19 protein-coding genes and 4 tRNA genes are annotated in these 16597 nt (G+C 69.8%); 6 read left to right on the top strand and 17 right to left on the bottom strand.

The genetic code is table 11. The features are described 5' to 3' along the window. Nucleotides 1-65 precede the first annotated feature (65 nt). A complete protein-coding gene (locus tag ABEB03_RS36880; protein ID WP_345657278.1) occupies nucleotides 66-1031 on the bottom strand; it encodes a thiamine-phosphate kinase in 966 nt (321 codons plus the stop codon). Nucleotides 1032-1237: 206 nt separating this feature from the next. Between ABEB03_RS36880 and ABEB03_RS36875 the strand changes: the two genes are divergently transcribed. Together ABEB03_RS36875 and ABEB03_RS36870 are read left to right on the top strand one after the other, a co-directional pair. Continuing rightward, nucleotides 1238-1471 carry an Lrp/AsnC family transcriptional regulator gene (locus tag ABEB03_RS36875; protein WP_028802415.1) on the top strand — a complete coding sequence of 78 codons (234 nt, stop codon included), beginning with the start codon at nucleotides 1238-1240 and terminating at the stop codon, nucleotides 1469-1471. Between the two features lie 20 nt (nucleotides 1472-1491). Next, entirely contained in the window at nucleotides 1492-2001 is a 510-nt protein-coding gene (locus ABEB03_RS36870; RefSeq protein WP_345657277.1) for a DUF3515 domain-containing protein, read from the top strand. Nucleotides 2002-2026: 25 nt separating this feature from the next. On the opposite strand, the gene ABEB03_RS36865 is transcribed toward ABEB03_RS36870, so the two are convergent. From ABEB03_RS36865 to ABEB03_RS36855, 3 genes are all read right to left on the bottom strand, one after another. Beyond that, a complete protein-coding gene (locus ABEB03_RS36865; protein WP_345657276.1) occupies nucleotides 2027-3184 on the bottom strand; it encodes a D-alanine--D-alanine ligase family protein in 1158 nt (385 codons plus the stop codon). A 149-nt stretch (nucleotides 3185-3333) separates the two neighbouring features. Then, nucleotides 3334-4344: an NAD(P)H-dependent glycerol-3-phosphate dehydrogenase gene (locus ABEB03_RS36860; RefSeq protein WP_095936874.1), complete on the bottom strand. Its 1011-nt coding sequence runs from the start codon at nucleotides 4342-4344 to the stop codon at nucleotides 3334-3336. After that, on the bottom strand, nucleotides 4341-5117 hold the full coding sequence (locus tag ABEB03_RS36855) for a lysophospholipid acyltransferase family protein (RefSeq protein WP_345657275.1): 777 nt from the start codon (nucleotides 5115-5117) through the stop codon (nucleotides 4341-4343). The genes ABEB03_RS36860 and ABEB03_RS36855 overlap by 4 nt, the downstream gene beginning before the upstream one ends. A gap of 145 nt (nucleotides 5118-5262) precedes the next feature. Here ABEB03_RS36855 and cofC point away from each other — a divergent pair, with 145 nt between their 5' ends. Together cofC and ABEB03_RS36845 are read left to right on the top strand one after the other, a co-directional pair. Then, entirely contained in the window at nucleotides 5263-5910 is a 648-nt protein-coding gene (gene cofC, locus ABEB03_RS36850) for a 2-phospho-L-lactate guanylyltransferase (protein ID WP_345657274.1), read from the top strand. Nucleotides 5911-6022: 112 nt separating this feature from the next. Continuing rightward, the gene (locus ABEB03_RS36845) at nucleotides 6023-6226 is read left to right on the top strand and encodes a hypothetical protein (RefSeq protein WP_028802409.1); all 204 of its coding nucleotides are present in this window, start codon (nucleotides 6023-6025) and stop codon (nucleotides 6224-6226) included. Between the two features lie 75 nt (nucleotides 6227-6301). Here the strand turns inward: ABEB03_RS36845 and ABEB03_RS36840 are convergent, their stop codons facing one another. The 4 genes from ABEB03_RS36840 to leuC all read right to left on the bottom strand — a co-directional run bounded on the left by ABEB03_RS36840 (nucleotide 6302) and on the right by leuC (nucleotide 9633). Further along, complete coding sequence (locus ABEB03_RS36840) at nucleotides 6302-6955, bottom strand: HU family DNA-binding protein (protein WP_345657273.1); 654 nt, start codon at nucleotides 6953-6955, stop codon at nucleotides 6302-6304. 138 nt (nucleotides 6956-7093) lie between these two features. Beyond that, a complete protein-coding gene (locus tag ABEB03_RS36835) occupies nucleotides 7094-7324 on the bottom strand; it encodes an SCO5555 family protein (RefSeq protein ID WP_028802407.1) in 231 nt (76 codons plus the stop codon). Nucleotides 7325-7599: 275 nt separating this feature from the next. Continuing rightward, nucleotides 7600-8193 (bottom strand): 3-isopropylmalate dehydratase small subunit, encoded by a 594-nt coding sequence (gene leuD / locus ABEB03_RS36830; protein ID WP_345657272.1) that lies wholly within the window; start codon nucleotides 8191-8193, stop codon nucleotides 7600-7602. 6 nt (nucleotides 8194-8199) lie between these two features. Next, nucleotides 8200-9633 (bottom strand): 3-isopropylmalate dehydratase large subunit, encoded by a 1434-nt coding sequence (leuC, locus tag ABEB03_RS36825; RefSeq protein ID WP_345657270.1) that lies wholly within the window; start codon nucleotides 9631-9633, stop codon nucleotides 8200-8202. Nucleotides 9634-9823: 190 nt separating this feature from the next. Between leuC and ndgR the strand changes: the two genes are divergently transcribed. Further along, on the top strand, nucleotides 9824-10540 hold the full coding sequence (gene ndgR, locus ABEB03_RS36820; protein ID WP_007384919.1) for an IclR family transcriptional regulator NdgR: 717 nt from the start codon (nucleotides 9824-9826) through the stop codon (nucleotides 10538-10540). An 89-nt stretch (nucleotides 10541-10629) separates the two neighbouring features. Here the strand turns inward: ndgR and ABEB03_RS36815 are convergent, their stop codons facing one another. Then, entirely contained in the window at nucleotides 10630-11166 is a 537-nt protein-coding gene (locus ABEB03_RS36815) for a DUF4188 domain-containing protein (RefSeq protein WP_345657269.1), read from the bottom strand. Nucleotides 11167-11256: 90 nt separating this feature from the next. On the opposite strand from ABEB03_RS36815, the gene ABEB03_RS36810 reads away from it, so the two are divergent. After that, nucleotides 11257-11901, top strand: coding sequence for a MerR family transcriptional regulator (locus ABEB03_RS36810; protein WP_345657268.1), 645 nt, complete (start codon nucleotides 11257-11259; stop codon nucleotides 11899-11901). 49 nt (nucleotides 11902-11950) lie between these two features. Here ABEB03_RS36810 and ABEB03_RS36805 read toward each other — a convergent pair. The 8 genes from ABEB03_RS36805 to ABEB03_RS36770 all read right to left on the bottom strand — a co-directional run bounded on the left by ABEB03_RS36805 (nucleotide 11951) and on the right by ABEB03_RS36770 (nucleotide 16087). Beyond that, nucleotides 11951-12026: transfer RNA gene (locus tag ABEB03_RS36805), tRNA-Glu, on the bottom strand. A gap of 48 nt (nucleotides 12027-12074) precedes the next feature. Next, nucleotides 12075-12147 (bottom strand) — tRNA-Glu (locus tag ABEB03_RS36800). Between the two features lie 63 nt (nucleotides 12148-12210). Then, nucleotides 12211-12283, bottom strand: a tRNA-Glu gene (locus ABEB03_RS36795). A 42-nt stretch (nucleotides 12284-12325) separates the two neighbouring features. Further along, nucleotides 12326-12397 (bottom strand) — tRNA-Gln (locus ABEB03_RS36790). Between the two features lie 91 nt (nucleotides 12398-12488). Beyond that, entirely contained in the window at nucleotides 12489-13223 is a 735-nt protein-coding gene (locus ABEB03_RS36785) for an HAD family hydrolase (RefSeq protein WP_345657266.1), read from the bottom strand. Between the two features lie 164 nt (nucleotides 13224-13387). Next, nucleotides 13388-14857, bottom strand: coding sequence for a glutamate--tRNA ligase (gltX, locus tag ABEB03_RS36780; protein WP_345657264.1), 1470 nt, complete (start codon nucleotides 14855-14857; stop codon nucleotides 13388-13390). After that, nucleotides 14850-15626 (bottom strand): fumarylacetoacetate hydrolase family protein, encoded by a 777-nt coding sequence (locus ABEB03_RS36775; RefSeq protein ID WP_345657262.1) that lies wholly within the window; start codon nucleotides 15624-15626, stop codon nucleotides 14850-14852. Before ABEB03_RS36775 ends, gltX begins: the two co-directional genes overlap by 8 nt. Nucleotides 15627-15898: 272 nt before the next feature. Then, nucleotides 15899-16087, bottom strand: coding sequence for a hypothetical protein (locus tag ABEB03_RS36770; protein ID WP_028802399.1), 189 nt, complete (start codon nucleotides 16085-16087; stop codon nucleotides 15899-15901). Nucleotides 16088-16597 lie beyond the last annotated feature (510 nt).

The raw sequence follows: 16597 nt of genomic DNA, 5'->3' as shown, positions 1-16597 counted from the left end.
CGGCACCGATCGTGCCGGGCCCACGGGCGGCCCCTGTGTGTTCCGCGGCCCCGGGCACGCCAGGATCACGCCTCCATGTCGCCGAAGTGGTCCCAGCCACCCTTGTTCGTCCAGGGCGCCCCGTCCACGGTGACCTGAGGGAGCGCCGACGGGTTGAGGACCTCGCCGATCACCTTCCAGCGGGCGGGCAGCTTCACGTCCGGCGGGAACGTCGCCACTATCGCGTGGTCCTCTCCGCCGCTCAGCACCCACTGGAGGGGGTCGACGCCGACGGCCTGCCCGATGTCGTTCATCTGGGAGGGGATGTCGATGTCGCCGGAGCGGATGTCGATGCGCACCTTGCTGGCCTCGGCGATGTGCCCGAGGTCGGCGATCAGGCCGTCGCTGACGTCGCACATCGAGGTGGCGCCGAGTCCGGCCGCCGCGGGACCCGCGTGGTACGGCGGTTCGGGGCGCCGGTGGGCCTCCACGAAGGCGCGCGGCGAGCGGAACCCCCTCGAGAGCACCGCGTACCCGGCCGCCGACCAGCCCAGCCAGCCCGTCACCGCGACGACGTCGCCGGGCTGTGCGCCGGCGCGGGTGACCGGCTCGTGGTTGCGCAGATCGCCGAGCGCGGTGATCGCGACGGTGATGGTGTCACCGCGTACGACGTCACCGCCGACCACGGCCGCGCCCGCCACCTGGCACTCGTCGCGCAGTCCGTCCATCAGCTCGGACGGCCAGGTCGCCGGAAGTTCCGCCGGCACCACCAGGCCGAGGAGCAGCGCGGTCGGTACGGCGCCCATCGCCGCGATGTCCGCGAGGTTCTGCGCGGCCGCCTTGCGTCCCACGTCGTACGCCGTGGACCAGTCACGGCGGAAGTGCCGTCCCTCCAGCAGGATGTCGGTGCTCGCCACGACCCTGCGGTCCGGCGCGGCCACCACCGCGGCGTCGTCGCCGGGACCGACCCGGACGGCCGGGGTGGTGGTGAGACGCGAGGTGAGCTCTCGAATGAGCCCGAACTCCCCCAACTCGCCCACGGTGCCCTTCATGATCGCACTGCTCCCTCTCTCGCTGCCCGTGCCCGGTCGCGAGCCGTCTCCGTACTCGGTACGGTCGAGTTGACCGTCAACTTGTGCAGTCCGCCCACCCCGGCGCGCAAGCCCCAGTCACCGTGGGTCTCCCCGCGGCGAGCGGCGACGCGATACCGTGGCGTTCCTTTTCCCCACATGATCCTCGTGGCCGCCCTGGAGGTTCCGTGGTACAGGCGTACATCCTGATCCAGACGGAGGTCGGCAAAGCGTCGACCGTCGCCGAGACGATCAGCAAGATCCCGGGGGTGATCCAGGCAGAGGACGTGACAGGACCGTACGACGTCATCGTGCGCGCCCAAGCCGATACCGTCGACGAACTCGGCCGCATGGTGGTCGCGAAGGTCCAGCAAGTGGACGGCATCACCCGTACCTTGACCTGCCCGGTCGTGCACCTGTAGCCCCCGTCTACCCTTGGCCGGTGAACTTCTTCCGTCACCGGCGTTCCGCTGTCCTCGGACTGCCCGCCCTGGCCCTGCTGATCACGATCGCGGGCTGCTCCTCAGCAGACGACGGTGACTCCGTCGCGGTTCCGAGTCCGGACACGAAGGTCACCGAGCTGTGTCAGAACCTGGACAAGGCGCTGCCGCGGAAGGTGGACGGCCTCGGCCGCCAGGACCCCGAGCCCCGGTCCGCGCTGACCGCGGGCTGGGGAAGCCCGGCGATCATACTGCGCTGCGGTGTGGAGCGGCCCGCGAAGATGACCGACCCCAAGGTGGCGCTCGGCGACGACCCGAAGGCCGTCGGCGGCCGAGTGAACGGCGTCGACTGGCTGATGGAGAAGCGGGACGACGGATCGACCCGCTTCACCACCGCACAACGCCGTGCCTACGTCGAGGTGACCGTGCCGGAGGGACGGGACACCTCGGGGATGCTCGTCGACGTCGCCGCCTCCATCAAGAAGGCGATCCCCAAGGGGATCGCCGACTGACCCGGACCTCGTCCGGAACGCGTACTCAGCGCAGGCCGGTGGGCCTGCGCAGCGCCGCCTGCACCAGGCGGTCGACCAGCTCCGGGTAGCTGACCCCGGTCTCCTGCCACATGCGCGGGTACATGGAGATGGGCGTGAACCCGGGCATCGTGTTGATCTCGTTGATCACGAACTCGCCGTCCTCGGTGAGGAAGAAGTCCGCGCGGACCAGGCCCTCGCAGGAGGCCGCCTCGAAGGCCTCGACGGCCAGCCGCCGCACCTCGGCCGTCTGCTCCTCGGTGAGCGGCGCCGGGACGATGCCGTCGGCCGAATCGATGTACTTGGCCTCGAAGTCGTAGAACGCGTGCGACTGGACGGGCGGGATCTCCGCCGGGACCGAGGCGCGCGGGCCGTCCTCGAACTCCAGGACGCCGCACTCGATCTCGCGGCCGCGCAGCAGCGCCTCCACGATGATCTTCGGGTCGTGGCGCTGGGCCTCGGCGATCGCCTCGTCGAGGCCGGAGAGGTCGTCCACCTTCGTGATGCCGAACGAGGAGCCCGCGCGCGCGGGCTTCACGAACAGCGGCCAGCCGTGCTCGCCCGCGAAGTCGATGATCTTCTTGCGGGCGGCCGACTCGTCGCGCTCCCACTCGCGGGGCCGGATCACCACGTACGGGCCCACCTTCAGGCCGAACGAGGTGAACACCCGCTTCATGTAGTCCTTGTCCTGGCCGACGGCGGACGCGAGCACGCCCGAACCGACGTAGGGCACCCCCGAGAGCTCCAGGAGACCCTGGAGGGTGCCGTCCTCGCCGTACGGGCCGTGCAGCATGGGGAAGACGACGTCGACCTCGCCGAGGGCCTTGGGGACCGATCCCGGCTCGCTGTAGACCACTTCGCGGTTGGCGGGGTCTACGGGGAGCACCACGCCGCCCTCGCTCGACTCGGCGAGCTGCTCGACGCTGGGCTGCTTGCGGTCGACGATCGCCATGCGTTCCGGCTCGTCCGCGGTGAGCGCCCAACGGCCGTCCTGGGTGATGCCGATCGGCAGTACGTCGTACTTCGTACGGTCGATGGCGCTCAGAACGGCGCCGGCGGTCACCACGGAGATCCCGTGTTCGGAGCTGCGGCCGCCGAAGACGACGGCCACGCGCGGCTTGCGAGGCGGCTGCTCAGGGCTCTGGGGGAGGTTCTCGGTGCTCATATCGCGTTGAGAGTACCCGTTGGTAGTGCGGTGAGTCAGCGCCCCACGACGGCCGTTGCTCAGCGTCGTGCGGACCGTCGCTCAGCGTCGCACGAACGGCCGCGGGCGACCGCCTGCCGGGCCGTTCCCGGCGTCGTCGGCCGGGCCGTTCAGCGGCGTTCGGGCTTCGCGCTGCGCGACATCAGCTCCTTGAGCGCGACCACCGGCGGCTTGCCCTCGTGGACGATGCTGACGACCGTCTCCGTGATGGGCATGTCGACGCCGTGCCTGCGGGCCAGATCCAGCACGGACTCGCAGGACTTGACGCCCTCGGCGGTCTGCCTGGTGACCGCGATGGTCTCCTGGAGCGTCATGCCTCTGCCCAGGTTGATGCCGAAGGTGTGGTTGCGCGACAGCGGCGAGGAGCAGGTGGCGGCGAGGTCGCCGAGGCCCGCGAGGCCGGAGAACGTCATGGGGTCGGCGCCCATGACGAGCCCGAGGCGGGTGGTCTCGGCGAGGCCGCGGGTGATCAGCGAGCCCTTGGCGTTGTCCCCGAGGCCCATGCCGTCGGCGATGCCCACGGCGAGACCGATCACGTTCTTGACCGCGCCCCCGAGTTCGCAGCCCACCACATCCGTGTTGGTGTAGGGGCGGAAGTACGGCGTATGGCACGCGGCCTGGAGGCGCGTGGCCACCGACTCGTCACGGCAGGCGACCACGGCGGCGGCCGGCATCCGCTGGGCGATCTCCTTGGCGAGGTTGGGCCCGGTGACCACGGCGACGCGGTCGGACGAGACCTTGGCGACCTCCTCGACGACCTCGCTCATCCGCTTCACCGTGCCGAGTTCGACGCCCTTCATGAGCGAGACGAGCACGGTGTCCGGGGCGAGCAGCGGAACCCACTCGGCCAGGTTGCCGCGCAGCGTCTGCGAGGGCACGGCGAGCACGGTGAAGTCCGCGCCGCGCGCCGCCTCGGCCGGGTCCGTGGTGGCCCGCAGGTTCTCCGGGAGTTCGATGCCCGGCAGGTAGTCCGGGTTCATGCGCGTGGAGTTGACCGCGTCGGCGAGATCGGCACGGCGCGCCCACAGGGTGACGTCGCACCCGGCGTCGGCGAGCACCATGCCGAAGGCCGTCCCCCACGATCCGGTCCCGAAGACGGCCGCCTTGACCGGACTGCTCACGTGCCCTGCCCCTCTTCCTGCTGTACCTTCGCCCGCTCCGCCTCCACGGCCCTGCGGCGCTGCGCGATACGCACCTCGCGCGGGTCGTAGGGCTTCTCGGGGGCCTTCGCGCCGCGGATCTCCTCCAGCAGCGCGGTGATGGCGGCCATGATGACCTCGGTGGCCTCCTTGAGGAGCTCCGGGCTCATCTCCCTGTCGTAGAAGCGCGAGAGGTCCACGGGCGGGCCCGCGAGCACGTGGTGGGTCTTGCGCGGAAGGAGGTTGGGCTTCTTGGCGTACGGCGGCAGCAGTTCGTTGGCGCCCCACTGGGCGACCGGGATCACCGGGCACTTGGTCTGCAGGGCGACCCGGGCGGCGCCGGTCTTGCCGGTCATCGGCCAGCCGTCGGGGTCACGGGTGAGGGTGCCCTCGGGATAGAAGGCCACGCACTCACCGCGCTCCACGGCGTCGATCGCGGCCCGGAAGGCGCTCAGGGCGTCCGTGCTCTCGCGGTAGACGGGGATCTGTCCGGTGCCGCGCATGGCGGCCCCCACGAATCCCTTCTTGAAAAGGCCGGCCTTCGCGAGGAAACGAGGAACGCGCCCGGTGTTGTACTGATAGTGCGCATACGCGAACGGGTCGACGTGCGAATTGTGGTTCACCGCAGTGATAAATCCGCCCTCGGCCGGAATGTTCTCCATTCCACGCCAGTCCCGCTTGATCAGAACCACCAGCGGTGGTTTGCAGAGGACCGCTGCGAAGCGGTACCAGAAGCCGATTCTGCGGCGGGGCACGCGGACACCTTCCTCTAGGGCCTGGGGGGCCGCACAAGTGTCGCCCCAGGCCGCCTGTCTGTCGAGAACACCGTACGCCCCGACATCCGTACCGCCAGGGCCGCCGGGTCACAATGGGGACGCGACTAGGGAGGGTGGAGCGTTCGTGCGGTGGACTGTGGTCGTACCCCTCAAACCCTTGGCGCGGGCCAAGAGCAGGCTGGCGGACACCGCCGCGGACGGGTTGCGCCCCGGCCTCGCGCTCGCCTTCGCACAGGACACCGTGGCAGCCGTGCTGGCCTGCGCGGCCGTGCTGGATGTGGCGGTCGTCACGGACGACGTGCTGGCCGGACGGGAGCTGGCCGCCCTCGGCGCCCGCGTCGTCCCGGACGAGCCGGGCGGCGGACTGAACGCCGCCCTGGCCCACGCGACGGCCGTCGTCCGCTCCCGGAGTCCGGAAAGTCCCGTCGCCGCGCTGAACGCCGATCTGCCCGCGCTGCGCCCCACGGAATTGGCCCGGGTGCTCGACACCGCCGCCGAATTCCCCCGCTCTTTTCTCCCCGATGCGGCCGCAATCGGTACGACTCTGCTGGCCGCCTCCCCGGGCCGGGAATTGCTTCCCGCATTCGGCACCGATTCCCGTGCCCGTCATCGCGCCTCGGGCGCCGTGGAAATCGGCCTCGACGCGGTGGACTCCGTACGCCAGGACGTGGACACCGGCGCGGACCTGCGGGCCGCGCTGGCCCTCGGAGTCGGCCCGCGCACCGCGGCGGTGGCGGCGCATCTCCTGCTTCCCGGGCCGCCGGGCCGCTGACGGCCGGGCGGCGTCGGCTCCGCTCCCCCACGGCGCTCCGCGGGACCGCGCCCGCTCCGCCCTGTCGCCGGTGCCGATCCCGGTGCCGCGGGCCGGTGGATAGGCTTCCCCCATGCAGGCGACCGCGTACACGTACGACCCCGAGACCCACAGCGGCCAGGTGCTGCTCGACGACGGCACTCCGGTGCCCTTCGACGGGCCGGCGTTCGAGGCGGGCGGGCTCAGGCTGCTGCGCCCCGGGCAGCGCGTACGCATCGAGACCGAGGGCGAGGGCGAGGCCCGCCGGATCACCCTGATCACCCTGCAGACGTTCTGAGCAGGACGCGGACATGCCGCGGGCCGGGCTCCCCTGGGGAGCCCGGCCCGGCGCGTGAGGTGCCCTGCGCCGCTGCTACTTGCGGGCGGTGGCCTTCTTGGCGGTGGTCTTGCGGGCCGTCGACTTCTTGGCCGGGGCCTTCTTGGCCGTCGCCTTCTTCGCCGGGGCCTTCTTCGCCGTCGCCTTCTTGGCGGTGGTCTTCTTCGCCGTGGTCTTCTTCGCGGCCGCCGTGGTCTTCTTGGCGGTGGCCTTCTTCGCCGTGGTCTTCTTCGCGGCGGCGGCGGTGGTCTTCTTCGCCGCGGTCTTCTTCACGGCAGCCGTGGTCTTCTTGGCCGTCGCCTTCTTGGCGGTGGCCTTCTTGGCCGCGGCCTTCTTGACCGTCGCCGTGGCGCCACCGGTCAGGCTGCCCTTGGGCGCCTTCTTGACGGCCACCTCGCCACCGCGCGGGAGCTTCTTCGAGCCGCTGACCAGGTCCTTGAAGCCCTGGCCCGCACGGAAACGCGGTACGGAGGTCTTCTTGACCCGGACGCGCTCACCCGTCTGCGGGTTGCGGGCGTAACGGGCCGGGCGGTCGACCTTCTCGAAGGAACCGAAGCCGGTGACCGAGACCCGGTCCCCGCCGACAACTGCACGGACGATCGCGTCCAGTACGGCGTCGACCGCGTCGGCGGCCTGCTGACGCCCGCCGACCTTGTCGGCAATCGCTTCTACGAGCTGCGCCTTGTTCACGTCTTCCCCTTCGGAGACATTGCCCGAACGAATGCGTTCAAGCTTTTTCGCACGTTAGGCAGATATATACCGCAAATCAAACACGAAACGGGCTAATCACCCTTGTGCCGCAACGAACTCGGACCGGCGCGGAGTTCCTCAGCGTTCCTCTTCGAGGAATCGACCCTCGTCGAGGTCGTCGGTGAACCGCTCCAGTCGCCTTGTCGCGTCGGCGAGATCGTGCTTGGCCACGGCCGTAATGACCAGCAGCTTCCGGGTCAGCGCCATCCGTACGCCCTCCGGGACTTGCAGTGCGCGCACTCTTGTGTGCGCTTCCTTGAGTTGGGCCGCGACTGCCACGTAGAGCTCGAGTTGGCCGTCGTGTTCCATGCACAGATTGTGCCATCTGGGGCGAGTTGTCGCCTGCTCAGGGGGCAACTGCCGCCCCTCGAGCGGGTCCTGGGCGGCTCGCCACGGCTCGGCAGCGGAATGCGGGTACCCAGGCAATCTCCGCTGTAACCAAGGGAGTTGAGGCACTTTCCTGGGGTGTTGGGGGGCCGTTCGGGGGCAGACACAGCTGTACCCCCAACCGTCCACGATTGGGGGTACAGAGGGGTGTTGCGGTGGCCGAAATCAGCCGTGGGCCGGGCCCGTGGGACCGGGCCTCAGACGTGCAGCGTCTTCGGCTTGTACGACGGCCGCTTGGCCTCGTACGCGGCGATGTCGCTCTCGTTCTGGAGGGTGATGGAGATGTCGTCCAGGCCGTTCAGCAGCCGCCAGCGGGCGTTCTCGTCGAGCTCGAAGGCGGCGGTGATGCCCTCGGCGCGCACCTCGCGGGCCTCCAGGTCGACCGTGACCTCGGCCTCGGGGTCCTGCTCGGTCAGCTCCCACAGCGCGTCCACGATCTTCTGCTCCAGAACCACCGTGAGCAGGCCGTTCTTGAGCGAGTTGCCGCGGAAGATGTCCGCGAACCGCGAGGAGATGACGGCCTTGAAGCCGTAGTTCTGCAGGGCCCAGACGGCGTGCTCGCGCGACGAGCCGGTGCCGAAGTCGGGGCCCGCCACCAGGACCGTGGCGCCCCGGCGCTCGGGCCGGTTGAGGACGAAGGACGAGTCCTTGCGCCAGGCCTCGAACAGCCCGTCCTCGAAGCCGTCCCTGGTCACCTTCTTGAGCCAGTGGGCCGGGATGATCTGGTCGGTGTCCACGTTGCTGCGGCGCAGCGGTACGGCCCGGCCGGTGTGCGTGGTGAATGCTTCCATGACTTCTCAGACTCCAGCGGGCGTACGGGCGGCGGACGCGTCGGACAGGTCGGCCGGGGAGGCCAGGTGGCCCAGCACGGCGGTGGCGGCGGCGACCTGCGGCGAGACCAGGTGCGTACGGCCGCCCTTGCCCTGCCTGCCCTCGAAGTTGCGGTTGGAGGTGGACGCGGAGCGCTCACCGGGGGCCAGCTGGTCGGGGTTCATGCCCAGGCACATCGAGCAGCCCGCGTGCCGCCATTCGGCGCCGGCCTCCTTGAAGACCACGTCCAGGCCCTCGGAGACGGCCTGCAGACCGACCCGCGCGGAACCCGGGACCACCAGCATCCGTACGCCGTCGGCGACTTTGCGGCCCTCGACGATCGCGGCGGCGGCGCGCAGGTCCTCGATGCGGCCGTTGGTGCAGGAACCTACGAAGACGGTGTCGACCTTGATGTCACGCAGCGGCTGACCGGCGTCCAACCCCATGTACTCCAGGGCCTTTTCGGCGGCCAGGCGCTCCGAAGCGTCCTCGTACGAAGCAGGGTCGGGGACGGACGCCGAAAGCGGCGCGCCCTGGCCGGGGTTGGTGCCCCAGGTGACGAACGGCGACAGGGAGGCGGCGTCGATGACGACCTCCTCGTCGAATTCCGCGTCGTCGTCCGACTTCAGGGTCTTCCAGTAGGCGACCGCGGCGTCCCAGTCCTCGCCCTCGGGCGCGTGGGCGCGGCCCTCGAGGTAGGCGAAGGTGGTCTCGTCGGGGGCGATCATGCCCGCACGGGCACCGGCCTCGATCGACATGTTGCAGATGGTCATCCGGGCTTCCATCGACAGCTTCTCGATGGCGGAGCCGCGGTACTCCAGGATGTAGCCCTGACCGCCGCCCGTACCGATCTTGGCGATGATCGCCAGGATCAGGTCCTTGGCGGTGACGCCCTCGGGCAGCTCGCCGTCGACGGTGATGGCCATCGTCTTCGGGCGGGCCAGCGGCAGCGTCTGCGTGGCCAGCACGTGCTCGACCTGCGAGGTGCCGATGCCGAACGCCAGCGCGCCGAAGGCACCGTGCGTGGAGGTGTGGGAGTCACCGCAGACCACGGTGGTGCCCGGCTGGGTCAGGCCCAGCTGCGGCCCCACCACGTGGACGACGCCCTGCTCGACGTCGCCCAGCGAGTGCAGTCGTACGCCGAACTCGGCGCAGTTCTTGCGCAGCGTCTCCAGCTGGGCCCGGGAGACCGGGTCCGCGATGGGCTTGTCGATGTCGAGGGTCGGGGTGTTGTGATCCTCGGTGGCGATGGTGAGGTCGAGGCGGCGCACGGGACGCCCGGCCTGGCGGAGGCCGTCGAAGGCCTGCGGGCTGGTCACCTCGTGCAGCAGGTGCAGATCGATGAAGAGGAGGTCGGGCTCGCCCTCGGCGCGCCGGACGACGTGGTCGTCCCAGACCTTCTCCGCGAGTGTCCTACCCATCGCTTTCCCTCCGGCCGGCCTGTGTGGCGCCGGCCCAACTAGAGATTTCCGGGGCGGCAACGTCCGTACCCCTCGTACCGGACGTCGTCCGCCGGGCCCGTTGGTCCGCGGGCCGCTGTGTCTACAAGGGTGGCGCGTTCCACGGAAAATTGAACTTGCGTTTCACAGAGTGAGACGCGAGTATCGTTGCATGGACAACAGTAGCGGCGTCGGCGTTCTGGACAAGGCAGCCCTTGTCCTGAGCGCTCTGGAGTCCGGTCCGGCCACCCTCGCGGGCCTGGTCGCGGCGACCGGACTGGCACGACCCACGGCACATCGCCTCGCCGTGGCACTTGAACACCACCGCATGGTGGCGCGCGACATGCAGGGCCGTTTCATTCTCGGTCCCCGCCTCGCCGAGCTGGCCGCGGCCGCCGGCGAGGACCGTCTCCTCGCGACGGCGGGCCCGGTGCTCACGCACCTGCGGGACATCACGGGCGAGAGCGCGCAGCTCTACCGGCGCCAGGGCGACATGCGCATCTGCGTCGCCGCGGCCGAGCGGCTGTCCGGCCTGCGGGACACGGTCCCGGTCGGTTCCACGCTGACGATGAAGGCCGGCTCCTCGGCCCAGATCCTGATGGCCTGGGAGGAGCCGGAGCGGCTGCACCGCGGCCTCCAGGGCGCCCGCTTCACGGCGACGGCGCTGTCGGGCGTGCGGCGCCGCGGCTGGGCCCAGTCGATCGGCGAGCGTGAGCCGGGCGTCGCGTCCGTCTCCGCGCCGGTCCGCGGCCCCTCGAACCGCGTCGTGGCCGCCGTCTCGGTCTCCGGGCCGATCGAGCGCCTCACCCGCCATCCGGGCCGTATGCACGCCCAGGCGGTCATCGACGCCGCCGCCCGCCTCTCCGAGGCCCTGCGCCGCACGGGCTGACCTTCCGGGTACGACAGCCGGGGAGGGCCTGCCTCAACGCCGCGGCAGACCCTCCCCGTTTCCCCCGTCCCCCCTGGTCCGTGCCCGGGTCACCCGGCCTTCTCGGCCGGCTCGGCCCCTTCGGCCGCCCCGGACGAGCGGTACGCGTACCGGTCCGCGGCCCGCCGCCCCCGCTTCTCGACCGGCAGCACCCCGTGCGCGGCCGCCAGCCCGAAGGCCGGCATGTCCGCATAGATGGACTCGTGCGAGCCCTCCGGCACGACGTACGCCTCGTGCCAGCGCCCCACGTGCCGACGCAGCTTTCCGGCCCGGTCCATGCGGTTGATGGTCGCCCACGCCTTGTGGTGCAACATGTCGGGCGAGGTCGCGTAGGCGTAGAGCTTCTCCTTCGACTCCCAGTACTGGACCACGTAGTACGTCCGCGGCGAGGCGGTCAGCAGGACGTGGCCCAGCAGCCCCCGGCTGCTGTCGCGAGCAAGCTCCCCCAGCATGCGTTTCATCGACAGCATGACCGGCAGCCACTGGTGCACCGCCCAGAAGTGGTTGATGCGCATGCCGATCAGCAGGACCACCGCATCGCCCTCGACGGCCGCAGTACTGAGGCCCGGAAACGGCTTTGCGAACATGGCGTCCCCCTGATTCCAGAATTGGATATCGGCACTATCCTTCTGTGCAGTGATTGGATAGTGGCACTTCCCTAGGAGAGGCGCAAGAGGATGCGGCTGGCCGAGTTGAGCGAGCGCAGCGGTGTGCCCATCGCGACGATCAAGTACTACCTGCGCGAGGGACTGTTGGCGCCGGGCCGCCAGATCAACGCGAGGACCTCCGAGTACGACGAGGAACATCTGCGCCGGCTGCGGCTCGTGCGGGCGATGATCCAGGTGGGCCGGGTACCGGTGGCGAAGGTGCGCGAGGTGCTCGGACACGTGGACGACGACTCCCTGGGCCGGACGATCCGCCTCGGCGCGGCAATATGGGCGCTCCCGCAGGTTCCGGAGCCGGACGAGGACGACGAGTTCGTCCAGGCCGCAGAGCAGGAGGTCATCACACTCCTGGACCGGCTCGGCTGGGAGAACACCAAGCGGCTCACGACCATCTCCTCCGCGTATCGCTCACTGGTGGTGGCGATGGCCGCGCTCCGCCGGATCGGCTACGACTGGGAGGCCGAACTGCTGGAGCCGTACGCCGAGTTGATGCACCGGGCAGCCGTTCTCGACCTGAACCTGCTGGAGACACAACCGTCGGAGGCGGAGCAGATCGAGTTCGCGGTCCTGGGGGCGATCCTCATCGAGCCGGTGCTGCAGGCGCTGCACCGGCTGGCCCAGGAGGAGGAGACGACGCGGCGGTACGGCTTCGAGTAGCCGGCGCCGGGCACGACGAAGGCCCTCCGCCGAAGCGAAGGGCCTTGTGTGGTACCCCCGACCGGATTCGAACCGGCGCTACCGCCTTGAGAGGGCGGCGTGCTAGGCCGCTACACAACGGGGGCGAGGATCTTGCGTTTCCGCAGATCCGAGCTGGTCTACCAGGACTCGNGTACCCCCGACCGGATTCGAACCGGCGCTACCGCCTTGAGAGGGCGGCGTGCTAGGCCGCTACACAACGGGGGCCCTAGCGATCCTGCATGAGAGTCAGCGGGTGCGACCCGGACTGCCTCCCTTGGGAAGGATCTGTACCCCCGACCGGATTCGAACCGGCGCTACTGCCTTGAGAGGGCAGCGTGCTAGGCCGCTACACAACGGGGGCTTTGCGGAGTCGATCTCCGCGGTTGCAGATGAGCTCTGCGAGCTGGCCTACCTGGACTCGAACCAAGACTAACTGAACCAGAATCAGTCGTGCTGCCAATTACACCATAGGCCACTGGAACGCAAGCCCCGGAGGGGTTCTTGTTCTAGTTCGCTCCTCCGGTTCCCGGCCTTTCGGCCCGCTCCCCGGCGGCGCAGGAAGAACATTACCTGAAGGTGGACGGCGCTCCAAAACGGGTATCCGCGCCGAGGATCGCGGGCAGTTCGGCGAGCGAGGCGATGCGGCGCGGACCGGGTGCCGCGCCGTCCACCGCGGTGTGCGCGCCACCACGGTCGATCCAGACGGAGAGCAGGCCGGCGTCGGCGGCGCCCCGGCCGTCGATCTCCGGGTGGTCGCCGACATAGGCGACACGGTGCGGGGGCAGCACGAGCGCGTCGCAGGCCGCGTGGAAGGCCGCCGCGGCGGGCTTGGATACGCCCAGCTCGGCCGCGCACAGGACCGTCTCGAAGCGGTCGCGCACGCCGAGGACACGCAGCTTGCGGTCCTGGCTCTGCAGGCTGGAGTTGGAGAGGACCGCGTGCCGGTGGCTGGCGGCGAGGGCGTCCAGGGCGGGCACCACGTCGGGGAAGAGGGCCCACGAGGCTTCGTAGTGCGCCACGTAGCGCTGGAACCACGCGTCGGCTTCGGCGTCGCTCAGCCGTTCCCCCAGAAAGACCCTCACCCGTTCGCGCCGCTGCCCCTCCCAGTCCGACTCCCCCGCGGAGAACCTGGCCCACTGCTGGTCGGTGACCTCACGCCAGCGTGCGAGTGCCTGATCGACGGACTCGTAGGCTCCCAGGAGACCCTCGGCGTCCAGGTGCGCGCGCATTCCGGCCCGGTCCGCGGCCGTGTAGTCGAAGATCGTGTCGTCGACGTCCCAGACCACGGCCTCGATATCCATGGTCCGACCGTAACGCGCGGCCCGCCCGCCCGTCCCGCACTCGCGCGACGAACACCGCGTCCTGGATGTGACGAGGAAAACGAGGAAATCGAGGAAAACGAGGAAAACACGGACAAGGGGGCGGCGTCCGGTCCGGACGCCGCCCCCTTGTCCGGGACGGACCGCTACAGCTTCGCCAGCGCGGCGTCGATGCGGGCCAGCGTCTTCTCCTTGCCCAGGATCTCCAGGGACTCGAAGAGCGGGAGGCCGACCGTGCGGCCGGTGACGGCGACACGGACCGGGGCCTGCGCCTTGCCGAGCTTGAGACCGTGCTCCTCACCGGCGGCCAGGACGGCCTCCTTGAGGGACTCCGGGTCGGTCCAGTCGGCGCCGGCGAGCTTCTCGCGCGCGGTGCGCAGCAGCGCGTCCGACCCCTCCTTCATCGCCTTCGCCCAGGACGCCTCGTCGGAGACCGGCTCCGACAGGAACAGGAAGTCGACGTTCTCCGTGATCTCGGAGAGGACCTTGAGGCGGGACTGCGCGTGCGGCGCGATCGCCTGCCACTTCGACTCGTCGAAGTCCTCGGGCGCCCAGGGCGCGAAAGGTGCCCGCAGCCAGGGGGCGCAGCGCTCGGTGAAGTCCTTCACGTCGAGCATGCGGATGTGGTCGGCGTTGATGGCCTCGGCCTTCTTCAGGTCGAAGCGGGCCGGGTTGGGGTTGACGTCCGCGACGTCGAAGGCGGCGACCATCTCCCCGATCGTGAAGATGTCGCGGTCCGCCGAGAGCGACCAGCCCAGGAGGGAGAGGTAGTTGAGCAGACCCTCGGGGAGGAAACCGCGCTCCCGGTAGAGGTTGAGGGAGGACTGCGGGTCCCGCTTGGAGAGCTTCTTGTTGCCCTCGCCCATGACGTACGGCAGGTGGCCGAAGGCCGGGGTCTCCTTGGCGATGCCCAGCTCGGTGAGCGCCTTGTAGAGGGCGATCTGGCGGGGGGTGGAGGAGAGCAGGTCCTCGCCGCGCAGGACGTGGGTGATCTCCATCAGCGCGTCGTCGACCGGGTTCACCAGGGTGTAGAGCGGCGCGCCGTTCGCACGGACGATGCCGTAGTCCGGCACGTTCTCCGGGAGGTACGTGATCTCGCCGCGGACCAGGTCGGTGAAGGTGATCGTCTCGTCCGGCATGCGGAAACGGACGATGGGCGCGCGGCCCTCGGCCTTGTAGGCCTCGGTCTGCTCGGCGCTCAGGTCACGGCAGTGGCCGTCGTAGCCGGAGGGCTTGCCGGCGGCGCGGGCGGCCTCGCGGCGGGCGTCGAGCTCCTCGGTGGAGCAGTAGCAGTAGTAGGCGTGCCCGGCGTCCAGGAGCTTCTGCGCGACGTCCTTGTAGATGTCCATGCGCTGCGACTGGCGGTACGGCGTGTGCGGGCCGCCGACCTCGGGGCCCTCGTCCCAGTCGAAGCCCAGCCAGCGCATCGCGTCGAGCAGCTGGTCGTACGACTCCTCGGAGTCGCGGGCCGCGTCGGTGTCCTCGATGCGGAAGACCAGGGTGCCTTCGTTGTGCCGGGCGAACGCCCAGTTGAACAGGGCGGTGCGGACCAGGCCCACGTGGGGGTTGCCGGTCGGGGAGGGACAGAAACGTACGCGGACGTTCGCGTTAGCCACGCTTGATCACCTTGTTGGTGAGAGTGCCGATGCCTTCGATGGTGACGGCGACCTCGTCGCCGACGTTCAGGGGGCCGACCCCAGCCGGGGTGCCGGTGAGGATCACGTCGCCGGGGAGCAGCGTCATGGCCTCGGTGATGTTGACGATCAGGTCCTCGACGGAGTGGATCATCTCGCTGGTGCGGCCGAGCTGGCGCTGCTGCCCGTTGACCGTGAGCTGGATCGTCAGGTCGCTCGGGTCCAGGTCGGTCTCGACCCAGGGGCCGAGCGGGCAGGAGGTGTCGAAGCCCTTGGCCCGCGCCCACTGCTTCTCGCGCTTCTGGACGTCACGGGCGGTGATGTCGTTGGCGCAGGTGTAGCCGAGGACGACGTCCTTGACGCGTTCGCGCGGGACCTCGCGGCACATGCGGCCGATGACGACCGCGAGCTCGGCCTCGTGGTGCAGCTCGTTCGAGAAGGAGGGGTACTGGATCTCGTCGCCGGGGCCGATCACCGAGGTCGACGGCTTGAAGAAGGCGAACGGGGCGTCGGGCACCTCGTTGCCGAGCTCCTTGGCGTGCTCCGCGTAGTTGCGGCCGAAGGCCACGACCTTGTTGGGGAGCACGGGCGGCAGCAGCCTGACCTTGCTCAGCGGGACCTTCGTACCGGAGAGCTCGAAGTCCGCGAACGGGATGCCCCTGATGATGTCGAGGACGAGCTCGTCCGGCTTGTCGCCCTCGACCGCGCCGAAAGCGACGTTGCCGTCGATGGAGAATCTGGCGATGCGCACGGGATCCTTGCGCCCCTCACTGAGCTGGCTGGAGTCTGACGCTCCAGGCTAACGCGGGGAGGGCCCCGCGCCTCGCGCATATACGCGGGCGCACCGGGTGGTACGTACGTGGCCGCGCCCCCGGACGTCGTACGCACTGCCGGCGGCCGGGCGGGCCTTCCGGGGGTGCGCTGCGGGACACCCCCGGCGTACGGGCCGGTGCACGGAGGCGGGGCGGCCGGCGCGAGGATCCGTGCGGGCTCGTGTTGAGCGGCCGGCCGCCCGTGTGCGTACTACTGGGCGACGGAGGCCGCGACCGGGGCTTCCATCAGGACGGTGCGGCGCGGGTTGGCGGTCTGGGTGGGAAGATCGACCGAGTGCTCCGGCTGGTCCGGCGTCTGCAGCGCGTCGGCGTCCTCGAGGTGCGCCAGCGTCGTGCGTCGCGGGTTGGCTATGTTGCGGAACATCATCGTCGTCTTCACCGGTGTACTCGACCTTGTCGTGAGGGGCGCCGGGCGGGCTCAAAAGCCCCCATTCCGGCGCGGGTTGTCGGATTCGCCATCCCTGTAAAGCGCCAGGCTAAACATGCAATTCCCCGGCGAAGCCGCGAAGAGGCCATGATCGCCATGTGAGTTTCCTCACTTACTAGCAGGCAAACCGGTCAATTCAGACCCCCAACTCGGCCTGGCGAAACGGACATTGCTCCATTGAAGCAAACATTCCGCTCCTGATCATGGCGACTGGGACACCCGACGCACGCCAACACCTCGTGGGCATACGCCCTTTATGTACGAGATCACTTTCTACGTCTCGTGACGCTGCACTCACAAGGTGTCACGGAGGTCACAGCCTGGCGCTCGGGCCTTGTTGGAGATCCTGCACTGTGCTGGAATTCCACGGACCGCCGCGGGATCGAACCGGCGCGCAGGGGCGCAACGCAGCGCCGATTGGCGGCGGTAAGGGGGAACCTGCGCCGGTCACTCACGACCACC

It is taken from the genome of Streptomyces siamensis, assembly GCF_039543605.1.
GTDB classification, from domain to species: domain Bacteria; phylum Actinomycetota; class Actinomycetes; order Streptomycetales; family Streptomycetaceae; genus Streptomyces; species Streptomyces siamensis.
Note: the sequence above shows the minus strand (reverse complement) of the source record. Positions and strands in the feature narration are given on the sequence as shown.

What these genes read in the sequence shown, in the direction of transcription:
- ABEB03_RS36880 (WP_345657278.1), bottom strand. Translation starts at nt 1,031, where the DNA reads ATGAAGGGCACCGTGGGCGAGTTGGGGGAGTTCGGGCTCATTCGAGAG.
- ABEB03_RS36865 (WP_345657276.1), bottom strand. Translation starts at nt 3,184, where the DNA reads ATGAGCACCGAGAACCTCCCCCAGAGCCCTGAGCAGCCGCCTCGCAAG.
- ABEB03_RS36845 (WP_028802409.1), top strand. Translation starts at nt 6,023, where the DNA reads ATGCAGGCGACCGCGTACACGTACGACCCCGAGACCCACAGCGGCCAG.
- ABEB03_RS36835 (WP_028802407.1), bottom strand. Translation starts at nt 7,324, where the DNA reads ATGGAACACGACGGCCAACTCGAGCTCTACGTGGCAGTCGCGGCCCAA.
- leuD (WP_345657272.1), bottom strand. Translation starts at nt 8,193, where the DNA reads ATGGAAGCATTCACCACGCACACCGGCCGGGCCGTACCGCTGCGCCGC.
- leuC (WP_345657270.1), bottom strand. Translation starts at nt 9,633, where the DNA reads ATGGGTAGGACACTCGCGGAGAAGGTCTGGGACGACCACGTCGTCCGG.
- ndgR (WP_007384919.1), top strand. Translation starts at nt 9,824, where the DNA reads ATGGACAACAGTAGCGGCGTCGGCGTTCTGGACAAGGCAGCCCTTGTC.
- ABEB03_RS36815 (WP_345657269.1), bottom strand. Translation starts at nt 11,166, where the DNA reads ATGTTCGCAAAGCCGTTTCCGGGCCTCAGTACTGCGGCCGTCGAGGGC.
- ABEB03_RS36810 (WP_345657268.1), top strand. Translation starts at nt 11,257, where the DNA reads ATGCGGCTGGCCGAGTTGAGCGAGCGCAGCGGTGTGCCCATCGCGACG.
- ABEB03_RS36785 (WP_345657266.1), bottom strand. Translation starts at nt 13,223, where the DNA reads ATGGATATCGAGGCCGTGGTCTGGGACGTCGACGACACGATCTTCGAC.